The sequence below is a fragment of the Ruminococcus sp. MCC718 genome (assembly GCF_018783905.1).
GTDB classification, from domain to species: Bacteria; Bacillota; Clostridia; order Lachnospirales; family Lachnospiraceae; genus Hominisplanchenecus; species Hominisplanchenecus faecis.
Genome location: NZ_WQNP01000146.1, coordinates 668 through 19,217, shown reverse-complemented (window position 1 = coordinate 19,217; position 18,550 = coordinate 668). Strand labels below are relative to the sequence as shown.

18 protein-coding genes are annotated in these 18,550 nt (G+C 40.3%); 15 read left to right on the top strand and 3 right to left on the bottom strand.

The window, feature by feature from the left end; all coding sequences use genetic code 11:
* Positions 1-293: 293 nt before the first annotated feature.
* The 4 genes from GPK60_RS12030 (at position 294) to GPK60_RS12015 (ending at position 12,641) form a co-directional block, all read left to right on the top strand.
* Positions 294-9,107, top strand: coding sequence for a Cna B-type domain-containing protein (locus GPK60_RS12030; RefSeq protein ID WP_215660299.1), 8,814 nt, complete (start codon positions 294-296; stop codon positions 9,105-9,107).
* A gap of 115 nt (positions 9,108-9,222) precedes the next feature.
* The gene (locus GPK60_RS12025; protein WP_173866982.1) at positions 9,223-10,965 is read left to right on the top strand and encodes a SpaH/EbpB family LPXTG-anchored major pilin; all 1,743 of its coding nucleotides are present in this window, start codon (positions 9,223-9,225) and stop codon (positions 10,963-10,965) included.
* 136 nt (positions 10,966-11,101) lie between these two features.
* Entirely contained in the window at positions 11,102-11,956 is an 855-nt protein-coding gene (locus GPK60_RS12020; protein WP_173866981.1) for a class C sortase, read from the top strand.
* A complete protein-coding gene (locus GPK60_RS12015) occupies positions 11,940-12,641 on the top strand; it encodes a pilin N-terminal domain-containing protein (RefSeq protein WP_173866980.1) in 702 nt (233 codons plus the stop codon). The genes GPK60_RS12020 and GPK60_RS12015 overlap by 17 nt, the downstream gene beginning before the upstream one ends.
* 163 nt (positions 12,642-12,804) lie before the next feature.
* Here the strand turns inward: GPK60_RS12015 and GPK60_RS12010 are convergent, their stop codons facing one another.
* Positions 12,805-13,230 carry a hypothetical protein gene (locus GPK60_RS12010; protein WP_252191393.1) on the bottom strand — a complete coding sequence of 142 codons (426 nt, stop codon included), beginning with the start codon at positions 13,228-13,230 and terminating at the stop codon, positions 12,805-12,807.
* Here GPK60_RS12010 and GPK60_RS12005 point away from each other — a divergent pair.
* The 5 genes from GPK60_RS12005 to GPK60_RS11990 all read left to right on the top strand — a co-directional run bounded on the left by GPK60_RS12005 (position 13,224) and on the right by GPK60_RS11990 (position 14,814).
* Complete coding sequence (locus tag GPK60_RS12005) at positions 13,224-13,469, top strand: hypothetical protein (protein ID WP_226911831.1); 246 nt, start codon at positions 13,224-13,226, stop codon at positions 13,467-13,469. The genes GPK60_RS12010 and GPK60_RS12005 overlap by 7 nt on opposite strands.
* 9 nt (positions 13,470-13,478) lie before the next feature.
* On the top strand, positions 13,479-13,673 hold the full coding sequence (locus tag GPK60_RS15750; protein WP_330591400.1) for a hypothetical protein: 195 nt from the start codon (positions 13,479-13,481) through the stop codon (positions 13,671-13,673).
* The gene (locus GPK60_RS15745; RefSeq protein WP_330591399.1) at positions 13,658-13,849 is read left to right on the top strand and encodes a hypothetical protein; all 192 of its coding nucleotides are present in this window, start codon (positions 13,658-13,660) and stop codon (positions 13,847-13,849) included. Before GPK60_RS15750 ends, GPK60_RS15745 begins: the two co-directional genes overlap by 16 nt.
* A 289-nt stretch (positions 13,850-14,138) precedes the next feature.
* Positions 14,139-14,303: a rubredoxin gene (gene rd, locus GPK60_RS11995; protein WP_015524975.1), complete on the top strand. Its 165-nt coding sequence runs from the start codon at positions 14,139-14,141 to the stop codon at positions 14,301-14,303.
* A gap of 76 nt (positions 14,304-14,379) precedes the next feature.
* On the top strand, positions 14,380-14,814 hold the full coding sequence (locus GPK60_RS11990) for a hemerythrin family protein (RefSeq protein WP_019161195.1): 435 nt from the start codon (positions 14,380-14,382) through the stop codon (positions 14,812-14,814).
* A gap of 192 nt (positions 14,815-15,006) precedes the next feature.
* Here the strand turns inward: GPK60_RS11990 and GPK60_RS15435 are convergent, their stop codons facing one another.
* Entirely contained in the window at positions 15,007-15,210 is a 204-nt protein-coding gene (locus GPK60_RS15435; protein WP_147632540.1) for a hypothetical protein, read from the bottom strand.
* Positions 15,198-15,554, bottom strand: coding sequence for a transposase (locus GPK60_RS11985; protein WP_226911832.1), 357 nt, complete (start codon positions 15,552-15,554; stop codon positions 15,198-15,200). The genes GPK60_RS15435 and GPK60_RS11985 overlap by 13 nt, the downstream gene beginning before the upstream one ends.
* A gap of 277 nt (positions 15,555-15,831) precedes the next feature.
* On the opposite strand from GPK60_RS11985, the gene GPK60_RS11980 reads away from it, so the two are divergent.
* The 6 genes from GPK60_RS11980 to GPK60_RS11955 all read left to right on the top strand — a co-directional run bounded on the left by GPK60_RS11980 (position 15,832) and on the right by GPK60_RS11955 (position 18,442).
* The gene (locus GPK60_RS11980; RefSeq protein WP_147632539.1) at positions 15,832-16,059 is read left to right on the top strand and encodes a sporulation initiation factor Spo0A C-terminal domain-containing protein; all 228 of its coding nucleotides are present in this window, start codon (positions 15,832-15,834) and stop codon (positions 16,057-16,059) included.
* A 4-nt stretch (positions 16,060-16,063) separates the two neighbouring features.
* On the top strand, positions 16,064-16,492 hold the full coding sequence (locus GPK60_RS11975; protein ID WP_173866979.1) for a hypothetical protein: 429 nt from the start codon (positions 16,064-16,066) through the stop codon (positions 16,490-16,492).
* Between the two features lie 180 nt (positions 16,493-16,672).
* On the top strand, positions 16,673-16,882 hold the full coding sequence (locus GPK60_RS11970; protein WP_026648210.1) for a DUF6219 family protein: 210 nt from the start codon (positions 16,673-16,675) through the stop codon (positions 16,880-16,882).
* A gap of 3 nt (positions 16,883-16,885) precedes the next feature.
* Positions 16,886-17,341, top strand: a complete 456-nt coding sequence (gene bcp / locus GPK60_RS11965) for a thioredoxin-dependent thiol peroxidase (RefSeq protein ID WP_026648211.1) — start codon at positions 16,886-16,888, stop codon at positions 17,339-17,341.
* Positions 17,341-18,090 (top strand): peroxide stress protein YaaA, encoded by a 750-nt coding sequence (yaaA, locus tag GPK60_RS11960; protein WP_173866978.1) that lies wholly within the window; start codon positions 17,341-17,343, stop codon positions 18,088-18,090. Before bcp ends, yaaA begins: the two co-directional genes overlap by 1 nt.
* A gap of 124 nt (positions 18,091-18,214) precedes the next feature.
* On the top strand, positions 18,215-18,442 hold the full coding sequence (locus GPK60_RS11955; protein ID WP_330590011.1) for a transcriptional repressor: 228 nt from the start codon (positions 18,215-18,217) through the stop codon (positions 18,440-18,442).
* Positions 18,443-18,550 lie beyond the last annotated feature (108 nt).

Here is an 18,550-nt window from a genome sequence, read left to right as displayed (position 1 = left end):
TATAAACTAAGACCTCGCAGGGTTTAGATTAGAGGGATAACGATGCAACTGAAAAATTTGACAGATTACGCAATTAGAATTGTATGTTACTTAGCAGCACAAGAACGGATGGTATCTACATCAGAATTGTCGCAGAAAATATGAACCGGAAGAAGCAATACGGATGATTTCAAATGGCGAATGTGAGGCGTTTTCCACAAAAATGATCCAGTGCTTGACGGCGGCAGTTATCCGGCCAGAGTGGTTAAAAGTAACAAAAAGTTAACCATGACAGAAAATTTGAGGCGATTTTTATGAATAAAAAATTGAGTGTTTTAAGGCGAATTACAGCAATCGTTCTGTGTGTTACATTATTATCTTCGCAAGTCGTAGTTGCGAATGATGAAGATTCAGAAAGAATGGATGTGCAGACCAATAGTGAAATTACAGATATATCGGAGCAGGATAGTTTCAGCAGTGATACATCTGAAACATCTGATATCACAGAAAGTGATATTCCTGATTCTTTTGAAGGCGAATCAGAGCCAAATACAGATATTAGTTCTGAGGTGACAGAAAAATTCGACAATTCTGAAGATCAGGGATTTACAGATGAAGAAGAAACAATTATGGATGACGAAAACACATCGGACACATTGGAAGAAGTAAATCCAGATTATGTAGATGGAAAAATATGTATCTACAATTATCAGCAACTTCTGCAGATAGGTACAGGAACACAGATGTTTTCCGGAGACAAAGACGGAAAAGTTGGTGAAGGGGATAAGGTTCTTGCAGATGGTACAGAACTTACCTATGCGGCGGATGCTTCCTATTGTCTGATGAATGATATTTCAATAGATAATGAAAATATCTGGAACTTCCCGTCTGATTTTACAGGAAGCATCACTTCATCATCTGAGCACACTGACAATATGGTATATGATTCAGCGACAGATACGATTTATGTGTATAACCGATATCAGCTGGAACTGATGAAAGAGGAAGACTCAGACAGCGAACCCGTAATGAGTGAGGATTATATTGCAGAAAAGGTTGGAATGGGACAGGTTTTCACTTTGGAAGATGGTTCCTATCTTACTTACAGCAAAACACATAATTATGTGCTTGCTTCTTCTTTTACAACAGAAACACCGGAGCTTCTCGCCAACAAGGCCGGTACAGAGGAGACAACTCAGAATATTTCAAACGTATATCCATCGGATTATGAGGGAAGAAACTATTTCGGTCAGGTAGTAAAAAAGATTGGTGATAAAGATTATATCCTGATTGGTAATGAAGCACAGCTTCGGGCGATCGGAACAGATAAGCCTGTGACGGAGCCAATCTGGCGGGTGTATGAAACAAAAGAGAAAAATGGATTACTATATATCTGGAAACCAGCAGCTGATACACAGACATACAAAACAGAACTGTATTATCCGGGGGATGCGGATATTGTAAAGTTTAATGATACATATAACTGGTCAGGCAAGGAATTGTATGGAAATAAAAAAGGTGAGCACAAGCTTGGAGAAAAAGATGAGCAGGATGGTGTACTTGGAATTGGTGCCACAAAACGATATCACTATGTGAGTAGTACGATTCAGGAGTCAGCCGATATGACAGTAACGGCAACAGAAAGTACTGCCAGTGATTCCGAAGCAGCATACTTTGAAGCAGATGAAACTGTAAAAGACAGAGATTTGATTGATATGACTCCGGCAGAAAGTGAGGAAGTAGCTGAGCCAGAAAGTGATGATATAGATGCTTTTACAAGTGATGGTGACGAAAGTGATTTTACTGATGATACAACTCCGGAAAGTATAACGGTTGACGAGAATAAAACTTACATCCTTACCTATGATACATCCAAAAGTAGCAATACCAATATTGCAGGATCTGGATATAAATACAGTAAGGATGCGAATTACATCATCTTTCGTGATATTGATCTTTCCAAAGAGGGGACAAATTCTAATGGAGAAGATGATGATTGGAATCCTATTGACAATTATCAGGGAAACATGGAAGGCCGAAAGGGAATGGTTGAAGGTCAGAGTATAACCATCAGCCATATCAACATTTCACAGGCTAATGCAGTCAATCAGGACAATCAGGCAGAATATGGTATTGGATTTTTCAGAAATCTGACAACGTCATATTCTACATCCCTTACAATATCTCAAAATCCAATCACTGTGAAAAATATTACCCTTTCTGATGTGACGGTTTCTACTACTACAACAAAAGTTAAACAGAATATCAGTTTGATTGGAGGTGTGCTGAATCTCCTGCTTGGAAATTTAAGTGGACTGAAACCGGATCCGCAATCTCTGGCAACAGGTGGCTTTGCTGGCGTTGTAAAAGGAAATATCCAGATTGAAAACTGCAATGTGGAAAATTTACATGGAGTTTCCAATGCAAATGACCGAACCGGTGGTTTCGCAGGTTATGTCAGTGGTATGACACAGTACGACCTCATATCAAATGGATTAGGAGGTCTGGTTACTACTTTAACCAAAATTCTGAATCTGATTCCTCTGCTTGGAGCCGGTGATTTGCTGACTCTCCTTTTAAATGGAGGATTACTCAGTGTAAAAAATCTTATTCCGATAGGCTATGTCAATCCAAGTATCCAGAATTGTTCTGTAAGCGGTGACACTTCTGTTACAGGTCAGAAGAGTACCGGTGGATTCGCCGGGGAAGCCATCGGTGCAGTGATGAAAAACTGTTCCGTAGGCGGGAGTACAACAGTGTCTGGAAATGACTGTTCCGGTGGATTTGTGGGACGTTCTGCGAATGCAGTCGTAGCAGGTGCATTAAGCAGCCTTGGTATTGAATTAATGGGAAATTTCCCGGTCAATACAGTTATGCTGAACTGTAGAATCGACGGAGCGGTAAACGTATCTGCACAGGGACCCCAATCTAAACCATCTAAAGAAAGTGGTTATGCAGGCGGATTTATAGGAGAAATGCGAAATAGTTATGCGGTGGACTGCAGTATTTCCTCTCTTGGCACTGTATCTGGAAAAGATTATACCGGAGGATTTGCCGGTATAGCAACTCTTGGTGATGTAGCGGATATTGATGAAAGCCAGGGACTTCTGGTAATTGTAAAGGATCTTCTTACAGGGTTGTTAAATGGTAAATTTACCAACATGGATCTTCTGAATCTTGTGGGACTTCGACCTTCTGTTATAAGCGGATGCACCATCGCAGGAGATAATATTTCTGTAACAGCAAACGGTAAAAATGCCGGTGGACTTGTGGGATATGCAGGTGCTGTCCAGATTTCCAATACTTTAGAACTTACAGACGATTCAAAATCAACTACTAAAGCCATCCAGCGAATGCTTAATAAGACTGGCGTTACCTATGAATTTGCAGACCGTGTGAATCAAATCAATGCAGTTTCCTCTATGAAGGTTTCAGCAACAGAGAATGCAGGAGGAATCTTAGGCTATGCGAAAATGACCAGTGTCGGTGATGTCCTTGGTGGAACAGTTACAGCAGCGGATTACATGCGTTTTGAATGTAAAGACTGTTCCGTAAATGGAGGCTCTTCCGGTCTTACTGTTACTGCGTCAGATCAGGATAATGGTCGTGCTGGGGGTGCTATCGGTTATGGAACAGGTGGAGAAGTAAGGAAAACATCCGTCACAAATCTGAATTCTGTAACGGCTGGAAAGTGTGCAGGAGGCTTTGCCGGATATTTCGGAAGTGGTACTCTTGCTAATGTTGGTGGTATTAAACTTCTTGGATTACCGCTTTTGAAAATTGACAGCCTTCTTTCTGTAGGGCAGATGATTGAGACGTTTACAGTTGACAGCACTGTTTCAGGTGTTTCGTCAGGATATAGTGTGTCTACTGGCAATGAGAAAGGTTACAGCGGTGGCTTTATTGGAGAATGTATTAGTGGACGAGCAAGGGACACAAAGATCAGCAACCTGAAAACGGTTACTGCAGCTGCAACATCCGGAAAAGCCGGAGGCTTTGCAGGTTTTGCCAAAGCAGGAGATGCATTAAGTGCAGGAGATTCCACTACATCAAAACTGACAGGAATTGAATTAGAAAATCTGCTTGGAGTTGTCAGTGCCCTGAGACCGGAGTTCAATAATACTTCCATTGCCTATGTTTCAAATGGAAATGATCCTCAGGTATCCGCTGATATGGCGGGCGGCTTTGTGGGAGACGGACAGGCAGTAGATATCAACTATGGAAACAACAATTCCGGATTCAAAGCGGACACAGACACCAATATTACCGGACTCTCTTATATAAAGGGAACCAGCTATGCCGGTGGTTTTGCAGGAAGGCTGATGCCTGGTGATGTGGCACAGACAGGTTCTATTAAGTTACTGGGCCTCTTGAATGTAAATCAACTTCTCAGTGTCATGGATGTGGCTTATCCGAGAATTTCCGATTCTTCTATTAAAGGAAATAACTTAGTTGTAACAGCATCCGGAAAAAATGATGATGTGGTGCTTGGAGATGCCGGAGGATACATCGGTAATGGAAAAGCAGTTATGCTCAAAAACTCTGACGTAACTAATGTAAAAGAAGTCAAGGCACCGTATCATGCCGGGGGTTATATCGGAATCATGCGGTCCGGAAGTGCAGCGGAGGCAGGAGATGCAACAGGAGATCTTTTGAACAGTGTTCTTGGTAAGATTCTGAGTCTGAAAGAGTTGGCGAGTGTCTTGCAGGCTGCATCCAGCAAAATTACAAATTGCAAAGTTGCTGGTACCGCAGATGGATTGACTGTTACGGCTGACAGCGGATTTGAAAACGCAGAAGGCTATGCAGGTGGCTTCGTTGGAGAGATGCAGAGCGGTCATGTAGATAATTCAGCAAATGCTGTTGATTCCGGAAAAGGCACGGCAGTGGAAAATCTTCTGAAAGTAGAAGGACTTCGTTATGCCGGAGGATTCGGAGGTCTTGTAAAAGCTGGAGCAGTTGCAGAGATTGGAGCTAAATCATCAATTCTTACAAAAGTGGTTGATCTGACAGGATTACTTTCTCTGGTTAATGCTTTTGTTCCGGTGATCAGTAATGCCAGTGTTAATTCTGTAGAAAAAGGGTTTACCGTTACCGTTACAGGTACTCTTGAAAAAGACAGCACCAACGATGCGGATGCCGGAAGTGCCGGAGGCTTTATCGGATGCGGAACTGGTGTACAGATCAGCAATTCCGATGTAAATAAATTGCAGCATACAGGTGTCAGTGAGCCAAAGAATCTGCAGCAGGAAGATGGCAGCAGTTATTACGGAAGCGACAGTGCATATGCGGTAAGTGGTTATCGTTATGCCGGCGGCTATATTGGGAAAGCTGCTATGGGAAGTACGGCGGCTATCGGAGGTGCAAGCGTTCTGGATCATGTACTTTCTGCTACAAATCTGTTATCAGCATTGACCGTAGTTGCATCTATCATAGACAGTTCAGATGTTTACGGAGCGATAGGCGGATTTCATGTTCTTGCAACAGATGGAGACGGTGATACCGGAAGAGCCGGTGGATATGCAGGAGAACTTCTTGGAGTTCAGATTCAGAATAGTAATTCTTATAATTTTGCACATATCATAGGGCGTGAAAGTGCCGGTGGATATGTTGGAACCATGGAGCCGGGAAGTGCGGCAGATGTGGTAAATGGATTAAGTGCTCTTGGAGGACTGATCAAGGCAGATAATCTTCTTGGCGTTTTACAGGCATTTGTTCCTGTGATCAAAAACAGCGAAACAACCTGTGTACCTTGTGGAGGTGCTGTGAGGGCTCAGGCTGAAAGTGATGACAGCATTTACCGTGGACTTGCAGGAGGATATGCAGGTTACAACTATGGCGGTCAGATCTGGGGAAACAATACGGATAACTGGAAAGGCACTGCATATACAGGAACCGTAAGAGAATGTGCGGCCTATCGTATCCGTTCCGTATATGGAACGGAATATGCCGGAGGTTATACAGGACTGATGCGGTGTGCGAATGTTGCAGATACAGGAAGTCTGAAGGTTTTATTTGGTCTTATCAAACTAGATAATCCGCTGACGCTTCTTCAGGCAGTGTATCCGACAGAAAAGAATACAGTTGTTTATGGACCGCTTCGTGGACTGGATACGGATACCTGGAACAAATGGGTTGGTGCTGTCGGTTCTTATGGAAGTTACGGTAATAAATTACAGGCACTTGGTGAAGTCAATGATCAAGAACAGTTAAATGAGATCATTTCTCAGTATGCATATGGATACGCAGTCACAGCAGGAAGGAGCATTCTGGCAAGTAAAGCAACACAGGGCGGTTCTGCCGGAGGCTATGTAGGCCGTATGGAAGGAGGAACCGTTACGAACGGTACTGCTGTAGATCTTCAGTTGGCAGAGGCTTATAGAAGTAGCGGTGGATTTGCAGGTGAGATGCTTACAGGTTCTGTGGCAAACACAGGTAACGTTTCATTGGCAGGTCTTAAGATTATAGGTGCAGACAGTCTGGCAGCATTAAAAACCTTTGTGCCGGTTGTAAAACAGTCTCATGTGGAAGGCTATCGTTCCGGAGCAAGGATTAAAGCAACTGGTATTGCAGACAAAGACCCGGCAGGATTTGCCGGAGGCTATGTGGGAAGGATGATCGGCGGCCAAATCTGGGGAGATGGAAGCAACTCCTGCAGTATCACAAATTTAAGGCGTGTAGATGGAACTTCCTATGTAGGCGGTTTTGCCGGAAAAGTAGATCCAGGCAGTGTGGCAGCTATTGATACAGCTACAAAGCAGGGACTTTTGAATAAGCTTCTGGATGTTCTTATGGTAAATGCTCCGGCAGAGCTGATCAAGGTTCTGAATGCCACCGTTTCCACCATCCGCTGTGCATCTGTTTCAGCCTGGGATGACTGGGGCGTGATCGTAAACGGAACCTGTCAAAGCGGCAGCAATACCGGGTACGCAAAAGCAGCTGGAGGATTCGCAGGAAGTCTCTGTGGAGCGGTCCTTGGCGAGAAGGATAAGCCGGGAAGCGGAATCCATGCGGATAAGATCCGCTCCGTAGTGGCCGGTGAATATGCCGGTGGATGCTTCGGTATTGCGGATGTTTCCGGTGCCGCAAATATCAGTGCAGGCAATGAAACCTCGGTATTACAGTATCTTTTAAAGCTTGGAAGAACCGATGTGCTGGATGCGTTTAGAAGCTATATATATTACGGAAATGTCACAGGCAGTCTCGATGCAGGGCTTGGCGTCAGTGCTAACACAACAACAGATGCAGGACAGAATAATCAGGTTACATACAGCGGAACAGCTGGCGGATTTGGTGGTTCACTGTTAAATGGATCTGTCAAAAACAGCAGCGTAACAGGATTAAATTATGTAACCGGTCTGAACAGCGTCGGCGGTTTTATTGGTTACTCCGGAAAAAGCGGCGTTGTGAAACTGGAGAAGCTGGATGTGCTGGGAAATAATACCGGACAGCTTCTGGGCGGTGCCCTCGGTGTCCTGGATATTTTTGGTTCCCACATAGATGACAGCAGTGTGACAGGAGTGCCTGGTGGTTATACGGTTCAGAGTAAAGGTGGAGAGGAACAGATTGCAGGAGGATTTATCGGCTATGCAAATCTTACCAGAATGTCAGGATGCAATGCCGGAGGTGCTAAAAATCAGGAAAATAGCCTGAAACAGGTAGCATCAGGCGGAACAGCAGGAGGCTTCGCCGGAAGAACAAGCTTTGCCTATCTAGCGGATGTAAAACTGGATTCCACAGTAGTCGACGCTTTGCTCGTAGTTCTGAATAACCTTGTAAAGGCGTTGTATCTGGATAAGATTCAGGATTCCAATCTTTTGCATATTAATCTTGGAATTGTGAAGGTTGATGCACTGTATGAGGGAAATCTTCTCCATGTGAATCTTCTGGGACTGGATATTTCCGTTGGGCTGTCTAAAAAGTCTGATGATAACAATCAGCAGACAGATTTTGCAATCATTAAGATCGGAGATTCCTCTATTAAGCTTCCATGTGACAAAAACGGAATCATAACGAAAGATAATGATGTAAAGTCCAACATCAGTGTCAATCTGATTAAGGCAAACAGGACAAAAATCACAGACAGCAATGTATATGGAATCAGTACCGGATACGATGTCTATGCCGGCGGTGCCGGAAATGATGCAGACGGTACTGCAACAGATGGACGAAGCGGAGGCTTTGTAGGATACAACGACGAAGGACTACTGAAAAATAACAACATGTATTACTGCGATGTGATCCGTGGAACATCTAAACTGGTGGGACCATTTAGCGGAAAAAGTGATCTGGAATCTGTATATGACTTTAATACAAAAGCAGGTGTAGAAGGTGAGAATAACAATTATCGTATTTACCGAAAACCGGCGATTAGTTTTGATGAGATCAAAAAGAATTCGAAACTTCTGACGGATACGTTCAGTCAGGAAAATGGATGGAGTATCTTCTCAGTAAAACATGTAGTGCAGGTAGATGAGTATAACACCTTGCAGAATGCAGTTATGGCAACAAAAGATTCTTTTGAAACAGCAGATCTGAATGCTTATGTATCAGATGCAAAAGCCGTTCTGATGTCAGATACCAAAACGACAGTCAATACAGAAGATAGCACATCACCGGAACCATCAGATGCACAGGATCCATGTGATGAATATGTAAATCTGACCATTAATAAGGTATGGAAAGATTTTCGGAATATGGATGGTATCAGACCTGATTCCATTACGGTCACGATTTCCAGAAGCTGGACAGATGCAGATGGAACGGAACATACAGAAGTTGTGCCGGGATATGATAATTATGTGATTACAGGCGATCATTCAAAATCTACATGGCAGGAGATTATTAAGTCAGAAAAACCGGATAAGCTGCTCCCGGCCTATATAAAAGATGTTAACGAAATTCCGCATTATTATAAATATTTTATCACCGAAAGGGAAATAAAAGGATATACAACTACAATCGAAACCTCTAAAGATGGATTTACCTTCACGATTATCAACCGGCATTTTGCATTGCTTCCGGATACCGGCGGCGAGGGCATTAGGATGTTTATCATAGCAGGTGGTCTGTTGTTAGCGTTCCTGCTTTATACCGGACGTAGAAGGAAAAGGAAACAGACGATGTAGGAAAGGAGGAGCAGAGTCATGAGAGAGATATGGCTGCGTGGGGAACTTCCACCGTAAATGCTGAAAGAATCCCCAGCGAACCAATAAAAAATCAAAAGAAAGTGAGAAGAGGAACATGAAGAAATTAGTATCAAGATTTATGGCAGTTCTGATGGCAATGACCATGATACTGTCCATGAGCATGACTGCATTTGCAGCAGAAGCTCCAAAAGGAACCCTGACAGTCAACAATACAGTGGCAGGAAAGACTCTGGATCTGTATCAGATTTTTACAGCAACAAAAAATGAAGCGGGCAATGTAGCATATACACTGAACAGTGCATATGAGGGATTCTTCCAGAGCAAAATTTCTGGTGCTTCTACATTAACAGGTGAAGCATTAAGTGAAAAAGCATATAACTATGTTAAAGATCAGGTCGGAACAGATGGAAGTAATGGCGCAGCGTTTGCAAAAGATATCTTGGACTGGATTCTTAAGAATGCTACTACTGTAGCTACTACTCATACAACTGCAAATACAACCGCTGATACTACAGTAATTAATAACCTGGATTATGGATACTATGTAGTTTATCCATTAGGTGCAACAGATACATCTACAGCACCTGGAAATGAAAAAGTAAAATCTGTAGCCTCTTTAGTTAGCGTTACAGGTATTGATGCTACAGTTAACATGAAGAGTAATTACCCGACAGTAGACAAGAAAATCATTCCGGCACAGAGTGGAAGCGGAATTACAATTGGTGCTATTGTGAATGGTAACTGGGAAGGCAATCACCAGATGGAATTAGATGACGAAAATGAGTCTGAGGATACCATCGCACCACATGGTGCAACAGATGAAAAGAAAGTCGGAGATTTTGGAATTGGCGATACCGTCACTTACCAGCTGACTTCTAAAGTGCCGGATATGACAGGATATAATTCTTATACTTTTAAATTTAGCGATACTTTGTCCAAAGGACTGGACTTAAAAGAAGTACTGTCTGTAAAAGTTGGAAATACAACACTTACAGCTAAAAGTACAGGAGCAAATACATATGCACTTGCATATGACAAATCTAACCGTACTTTAACAGTTACCTTAAATGATTTCTATAATTCCTATAAGAATCGTACAGGCGATACAATCACAGTTGTTTACACTGCAACCTTAAACAGAGATGCTGTAATCGGTATGAATCCAAATACCAACAAGGCGGTCGTTGAGTACAGTAATAATCCGAAGTCAGATGGAACAGGTAAATCTGAGCCAAGCATCGTAGATGTACATACCTTTGATTTCACAATCTTCAAATATTATTTAAAAGATGAGACTCAGACTGGACTGGCAAATGCAGAATTCGAGCTTTATAAAGCAAACGAAGCTGGCGATGCAGCAGATACAAATGCAAAGATTAATATTGTAGACGAAGGAAACGGCGTATACCGTCAGGCAACAGCCGATGAAGCTAAAGCAACAGGCTTTACTTCTGCAAAAATTGTATCTGATGCTGATGGTAAAGTTCTTGTAAAAGGTCTTGATGCCGGAACTTACTACTTAAGAGAGACAAAAGCTCCAGAAGGATACAATAAACTTCTCAGTGACATCAAAGTTGAGATCAAACCGGTATATGATGAAACAACTGGCAAACTGACAAGCTATTCAGTTGATTACACATACAATGGAAAGACTACAAATGGTGCTGCAATCACAAATAAAACTGATTCCCCAGAAGTAGCTGTAGAAAACAAAACAGGTGCACAGCTTCCATCTACTGGTAGCAAGGGTGCCCTCATGGTAACACTGGCTGGTATCGTTCTTTTCGGTGCATTAACAGCAAGCAAAGCTTTTGGCAAAAAGAAAGCAAACAACTAAGACATTCTGAAGTTTAAGAATGGACAAAAAGACAGTTCATCTTCCCGGTATTGCACCGGGAGGATGTCTGCTTTTTCTGAAATATCCAGTGTGGACTGGGTATTTCAGAAGAAACAGACAAAAGGTGAAAGGTATTATGAAAAAAATAGTGAAAATACTAAGAGGAATTGGATATCTGGCGGCATTTTCTTTAATCCTGTATCCGGTAGTGAGCAATTACATCAATCAGATGAACAGCACAACGATTGCTACAGATTATGAACAGGAAGTTTCTCATTTGTCGGAAGAACAGGAGAATGCAATGATCGAACAGGCACAGGAATATAACGAAAGTCTGATCGGAATTGGTTCCATAGCAGATCCATTTTCAGAAAGCAATGAAAATCAGACAGAAAATGATGTGTATAACAATCTTTTGAAAATTGATGATACCGGAATGATGGGATATATTGATATTCCAAAACTTGATGTTGTCCTTCCGGTTTATCATGGAACATCCGAAAAAGTACTGCAGTCAGGTGTAGGACATCTGAAAAACACCTCGCTTCCGGTAGGTGGTGAGAGCTGTCATGCGGTATTATCCGGACACCGTGGACTTGCAAATGCCAAGATATTCACCGACCTGAACAAGATGGAGGTTGGAGATGTATTTTATATTAAAGTTCTTCATCATACCTTTGCCTATCAGGTGGATCAGATTCTGACAGTATTGCCATCCGATACAGATGCTTTACAGATTGAAAAGGGCAAGGATTATGTAACACTGGTCACATGCACTCCTTATGCAGTTAACACGCACAGACTGCTTGTACGTGGCACTAGAATTCCGTATGAAGAGGCACAGAAGATAGATGAGGAAGTTGGTCTTCAGTGCACAATCCCATTCAATTTGATTCTATTGATTGCTGGAATTGTTGCTTTCATCATCATATGGGTGAGCATTAAGTTACATAAACGCAGGAAGGAGAAAAAACATGAGCAGAATAAGTAAACGTAAGCGAATATATATGTGTATGGCCAGTGTGATGTGTATGCTTTTACTCCTCATTCCGTTACCTGTGTCTGCTAATAATCAGGGAAGCATATTATTAAAAGCTACTGTTGAAGATGAAGCTGCAGTATATAATCTAAGCAATACTGAATTTACGATGTATCAGGTTGGCATATATAAAAAGAATTCATGGGTTTTAGAGACTGAGTTTGCAAAGTCCGGAGTCGTATTTGACTTTGAGGATTCTTCCGCCCAGGCAGAAGCTGCAAAAAAACTGGAAAAATATGTACAGGATAACAACATCAGAGGAATGTCCGGAAAGACCAATTCAGATGGAGAAGTTATGTACAGAAATCTGGAAAAAGGTGTGTATCTTTTTGTCCAGATACACACAACACAAATTGGCAATCAAGTATATCGAAGTGAACCTTTTATCATAACAGTTCCAGGTAATTATGATGGTCAGATAATTTGGAATGTAACGGCAGAACCCAAATTTAAAAATGAATCGATACCACCAATTACCACGAATACGCCACCAGTTTCAGAAGAACCATCGGGTGATAAAAGCAGTCGCACTCCAAATGTAAAAACGGGAGACGATACGAATGTAATTATGTGGCTTTCTTTAATGGGAATATCCTTAGTCATATTTAGTATTTGTAAAAGAAAAGTCCATAAATAATATGAGAAGATCGGGAAATCCCGGTCTTTTCGTTTCGTTATATAACTGGCATAACCCAAAAACAAATACCTCCGGAGGTGCACCGTATGGCGTCACCTGGGAGGAAATGGGTTTTAAACCATGGGAAGATTTGGAAGAAAATGAGTGAGTTGCCAGTGCAATCTTATTTATCTCTTGTGACAGAAACAGGTTCCCGTTTTGCTGGAAGTAAGTCTGAACTGATCTCAGGAGCATAGAGCAGTGCTGTAAAATTCTGTCTAATGATATCCAGTGTCTTCTGCTTTTTTTGCAATTCCTGTTTTTTTCGGACGGTAGTAGCTTGTTCAGATTCAAGATTTTCAATCCTCTTCAGGATTTTATTAGAGCTTGGGATTTTGGTAACACCGAGATCCTGAAGCTCTTTTTTTAGTGAATCGTGGAGCTGATATTCTGCCTGATGTTTGCTGCGGTATGCTTTTGGATTTTTAGCAGATTTGCAATCTTCAATTACCTTACGGCAGAGCCGGTAAGAATCGCAGTGTTTTTGAATGAGTTTCTGCGTGCTCAGCTCACTGTTGATTTGTGCTATTCTCTGATCGTGGAATGACACTGGTTAAGTTCTATGCACCGAATGGTGTGATGCTCAGTGAGATCCTTCATTCCTGTTTTTGCAGTCATTATAATAAGACAGATGTGGAAGTACAACAGGAGTTAGGAATAGGCAGGACTTCTTTTTATAAAATGAAGAAGCAGGCACTTGGGTATTTAGGATTTTATTTTTATGAGATCGTGGTACCGCAGGCAAAGGATAAAAGATTTAAACCGTCACTGGGCGTTGAGGAAGAGTAGGTGAGTAATATGAGATACGAAGATTTGATGAAAGGTGTAGCTGATCAGATAATCAAAGAACAGCAGCGAGCCAGTAAAATAAAAAACAATCCAGAAGAGTTCCATTGGCATGATGAATATGCAACGTTGAATTTTTTTCGGTTTGTCTGCAAAAATATCGGTAACTTGGGAAATGGAGAAATTGAAAAATGGTCACACGCTTGAAAAGCATAGATCAGAAAGCAGTGGAGAACCATGTGAATGGTGCTGTTTGGGCGTTTGATTATGATAAGATGTTCTGGGTATTGATGGAAAATGAGATTTGCCGAAAGGTGTGTGAAAAGAATAAATATAATAGTTGGACGAAGCTGATTGGACAGTATTGTGTTTCAATGGCTTAAAGATAAAGAAAGTTGCTGGAGAGAAAAAATATTCTCCAGCAACTTTGTCTTTGATGAATAGAGTTCATTTTTTTATTCAACTATTCCCATGATATATATGATATATACAATATGTAAATGTGCAATTCAAATATCAGTTTATGCTAAGTATAAATAATAATAATAATTACTATTATTGACAAAAGAATAATTATCATGTATAATACAGATATACAAGAAACAAAGTGTTAGAAAAATTGCTAGGAACTTGATAACAAAAATAAATCGACATTGAAAAGGGAAAATGACTATGAAAAAATATGAATGTGAACCATGTGGATATATTTATGATCCGGCAGTAGGAGATCCAGACGCCGGTATCGCTCCAGAAACTGCATTTGAGGATATTCCAGATGACTGGACATGCCCAATCTGCGGATTAGGAAAAGATGTTTTCGTTCCTGTAGAAGACTAAGCAGAAAATGCAGGTACGAAACTGCCAGACATTAAAAGAGCCTAAGAGAACATATAAAAGAAATGGAGGTCAAATTATGACTTACGATTTAAACATTACCTTTGATGACAATTTAGTAACAGGAAATAAAACAATCGATACACAGCACAAAGAATTGATTGACCGTATTCAGAACTTTGTAATTGCCTGTCAAAATGGCGACAGCAAGGTAAAGGCGATCAAACTTCTGGATTATCTTAATGAGTATACTGACTTTCATTTTAAAGAAGAAGAAGCACTTCAGGAAAAAGCCGGTTATCCAGAGCGTGAAAAACATTATGAAAAACATGAAGAGTTTAAAAAGACAATTCAGGAACTGTATGAATACCTTCAGGAGTATGAAGGACCAACAGATCGGTTCAGTGAACTTGTACAGAAAAATGTAATCGACTGGCTGTTTGGACACATTAAAACATACGACCGCTCTGTGGCAAAATTTATCTTTATGAAACAAAATCCAGACCGATGCTAAAATAAACCAGGGAACGAGTTCACTCAGAATGTAGACAACGTGATGAAGTAAATTAGGGGCTGTCACAATGCAGCCCCTTTCCTGTTATAGCGATATTCTAGGTAATATATTGCGCTGGCATGACATATTATTTTACTATTACTATATGGGAAGAGCAAGCAGCTCTTCTTTTTTTGTCCTTTTTATCCAATTTTAAGTTGTAAAGTCACTTTTCATGCCAACAGTATCGGAGGAAAATGAATGAGAGAGAATCTCTGAAAGCACTTGAATAGCAGTCAGAGGATTCTTATCGAATCCTGGAACAGTCCTTATTAAATTTAAAGCAGTTTCATATTTATCACTGAGACGAAGGATTTCCTGTTCTATTTCTGAAATGTGCTTGTTCAGTTCATCCATGTGACCAAGAGGTCACAAATCCATTTGGCATCTTTACGGTCGGTTTTGTTACCTTTCATAGGTTTTGTGTATTTGGGATGGGACAGAGTAACCCATAGATTGTGTTGTTCTAAAATGTTAAAAACAGGGATCCAGTACTTACCGGTTGATTCCATGCAGGCATCTCTACAATTGTATTTGGCAAGCCGATCACACAGCTCATTCAAACCTTTGGTAAAAGAAGAAAAGCGAGCCTGCTTATACTGAGTACGATTGTTTGAATCGGTAATACCGATACAGGCAAAGATCCATGTTTTGTGGATATCAAGTCCACAACAGTTGAACTTAAAAATTTTAAATGACAAGTAACTACCTCCTGATATTTATTATTATAAAACTGACAGTGACTGGTCATCCGGCGAGATCGAGTCGACTTCGGAAGAGATAAGTTTACGGGCTACTGTTATGTGCCACTCATTGATGCCTTAACGGATGACCGACAACAAATATATATACGAGGTCGCCGCTATACAGCCCCGCCACTCACCTCTACGTGTTCTGTAGTGTGTCAGTCTTATAGGTAAATAATATCAGAAGGGCAAAAAAAAGATAGCGAAGGACAGGGCCTGTGCTTCATGACGCATTGGTGTCTTTCGCAGAAAGACGGGTAATATATATGAGAAGATTGCAGAAAAGTATAACACAACACCAGAAGAAGTACGCAGAGAAATGCAGATAGCCATAGATGCAGGATTTGATAATCCTGACCCGGCTGTGCAGGAAGAATGGAAGAAAATGACACTTAAAGGAGACAGGCCCACACCGGAAGAAGTAATCAATTACGCAGTAAAAAAATTAAAAGGAAATTAAAAATATGAAGAAAAAGATAATTGCAGTAATTTCAGGAACAGCAATCTTGATAATTGCTGCAGGAAGTATTTATGGGAAATTTGAATCCAGTCATAAAGAAGGCGAACCAGATGTAGTTGGAACTTTTTCTGTAAATCGGGATGAAAATATAAGCGTGGTCGCAAATAAGGAAGATATTGAGGATAGAGAAGCGTTTGCAAGAAAACTTTTGCAGATGTACAAGGATGATTCTTTTCATTCGACAAAATTCTCCACAGACAGAGGATATGCGACGAGCATTGATATAAACATCTATTTATGGAAAGAGGATATTGAAGACGGGGAATCGGTAATGACAGCCGAATATAGACCTGTAGAATACGGAAAGGACTATGAGGTTGTCAATAATCCTGATAAATTTCAACTATATATAGATGGAAAAGAGATTAAATAGTAATCTCCTGAAAGCAAGCTTTTTGTCAATTATTTCAAAGAAAAATTAAAGGATAACAATACATAGTTTTGACAATGATATTTTGAAAAATTTTATAGGAATGCTCTATTATCAAATTGACATAGGAATATGGTAGCGTATAATTAGAATTGAATACACTGAAAAAAATGGAGGAATTACATGAAAGCACATAAATATTGGTCAGTAGGAGCTTTAATCACAATGATTGGAACTTTTTATACAGGATATAAAGGGTTAAAAGCAGCACACAAATACTTTGCATTTGGCTCTCTGATATGCATGATTATGGCAGTCTATTCTGGTCATAAAATGATTTCAGGCAATAAAAGAACAAGAAAACAGGTGGAAAGTACAAAAGCGGAGGAATAGTAAATGTTAGAGTTAGGAATAAAAGCACCGGATTTTGAATTGCCGGATCAGAATGGAGAAGTGCATAAATTAAGTGATTATTTAGGTAAAAAAATAATTTTATATTTTTATCCAAAGGATAATACACCAGGATGTACGAAGCAGGCATGTGGATTTTCTGAGCGTTATCCACAGTTTACTGAGAAGGGAGCTGTTATTCTCGGAGTAAGCAAGGACTCTGTAGCGTCTCACAAGAGATTTGAAGAAAAATACGGACTGGCATTTACGCTATTAGCAGATCCGGAGCGTAAAGTTATTGAAGCATATGATGTCTGGAAAGAAAAGAAAAATTATGGAAAAGTATCTATGGGTGTAGTAAGAACTACATATCTTATTGATGAGCAGGGAATCATTATAAAGGCAAATGATAAAGTCAAGGCGGCAGATGATCCTGAAAATATGCTTAAGGAATTGGCATAATGAAGATTATTTTATCACCTGCAAAAAAGATGATTGTAGATACCGATAACTTAGCACCGGTTGAACTGCCTGTCTATATTGATAAGACAGCAGAAGTATTAAACTGGATGAAAAGCAAATCAAAAGAAGAACTGAAAGCTATCTGGAAATGTAATGACAAGATTGCAGAGCAGAACTTTAACAGATTGGAAAATATGGATCTTTATAACAGGCTTACTCCGGCTGTTTTAGCATATGAAGGGATTGCATTTCAATATATGGCACCATCTGTGTTTGAAATCCAGCAGTTTGAGTATTTGCAAAATCATTTAAGAATCTTGTCTGCGTTTTATGGCATTTTAAAACCAATGGATGGTCTGACTCCTTATCGTCTTGAAATGCAGGCAAAGGTTGGAATTGGAGATGCAAAAAATCTGTATGAGTACTGGGGAGAATTGTTATACCGCTCAGTAATCGATGACAGTAGGATTATCATTAATCTTGCATCAAAAGAATACTCAAAATGTATAGAAAAGTATCTGACACCACAGGACAGATATATTACGATTGTATTTTGTGAGTTATCCGGAGATAAATTGGTAACAAAAGGTACCTATGCCAAGATGGCTCGTGGTGAAATGGTCAGATTCATAGCAGAAAATAATATTGAAAATCCTGTGGAGATTCAGAAATTTGACAGACTCGGATATTCGTTTAGGTCTGATTTATCTTCAGATTCAGAATATGTATTTGAACGCAAAATAAAATAGTTATTCAGGTAAAAGATGCTCAGTTTGGCAGCTTTTATAATAATGGTAATTATTACTATTTTTAAAAACAGGATAATAGTTGTATATAATCCTTATTAAGAACTAATCCTAATAAGGAGGACGAATGACAAGTAGGAGAAATACCATTCAAAAAGATCTTGTAAGAAATACCGTATACGAAATGAGAAGACACGTTACGGCAAATGAAGTGTATGAATTTATAAAAGAAGCATATCCAACAATTGGAAAAGGAACTGTATATAGAAATCTTGATATATTGGTAGAGGAAGGTGCATTAAGAAAGGTTGAAGTTCCGGATGGACCGAACCGATTTGATTTTACATTGAAATAAGGCTACCGCAATCCCACTGGCTTTAGACGGTGGGTTAAGGTAGCCAAAAATCAGAAATTATAGTATACTCATGGCATGGGAACCTGGAAATCTAAAAACAGACATAAA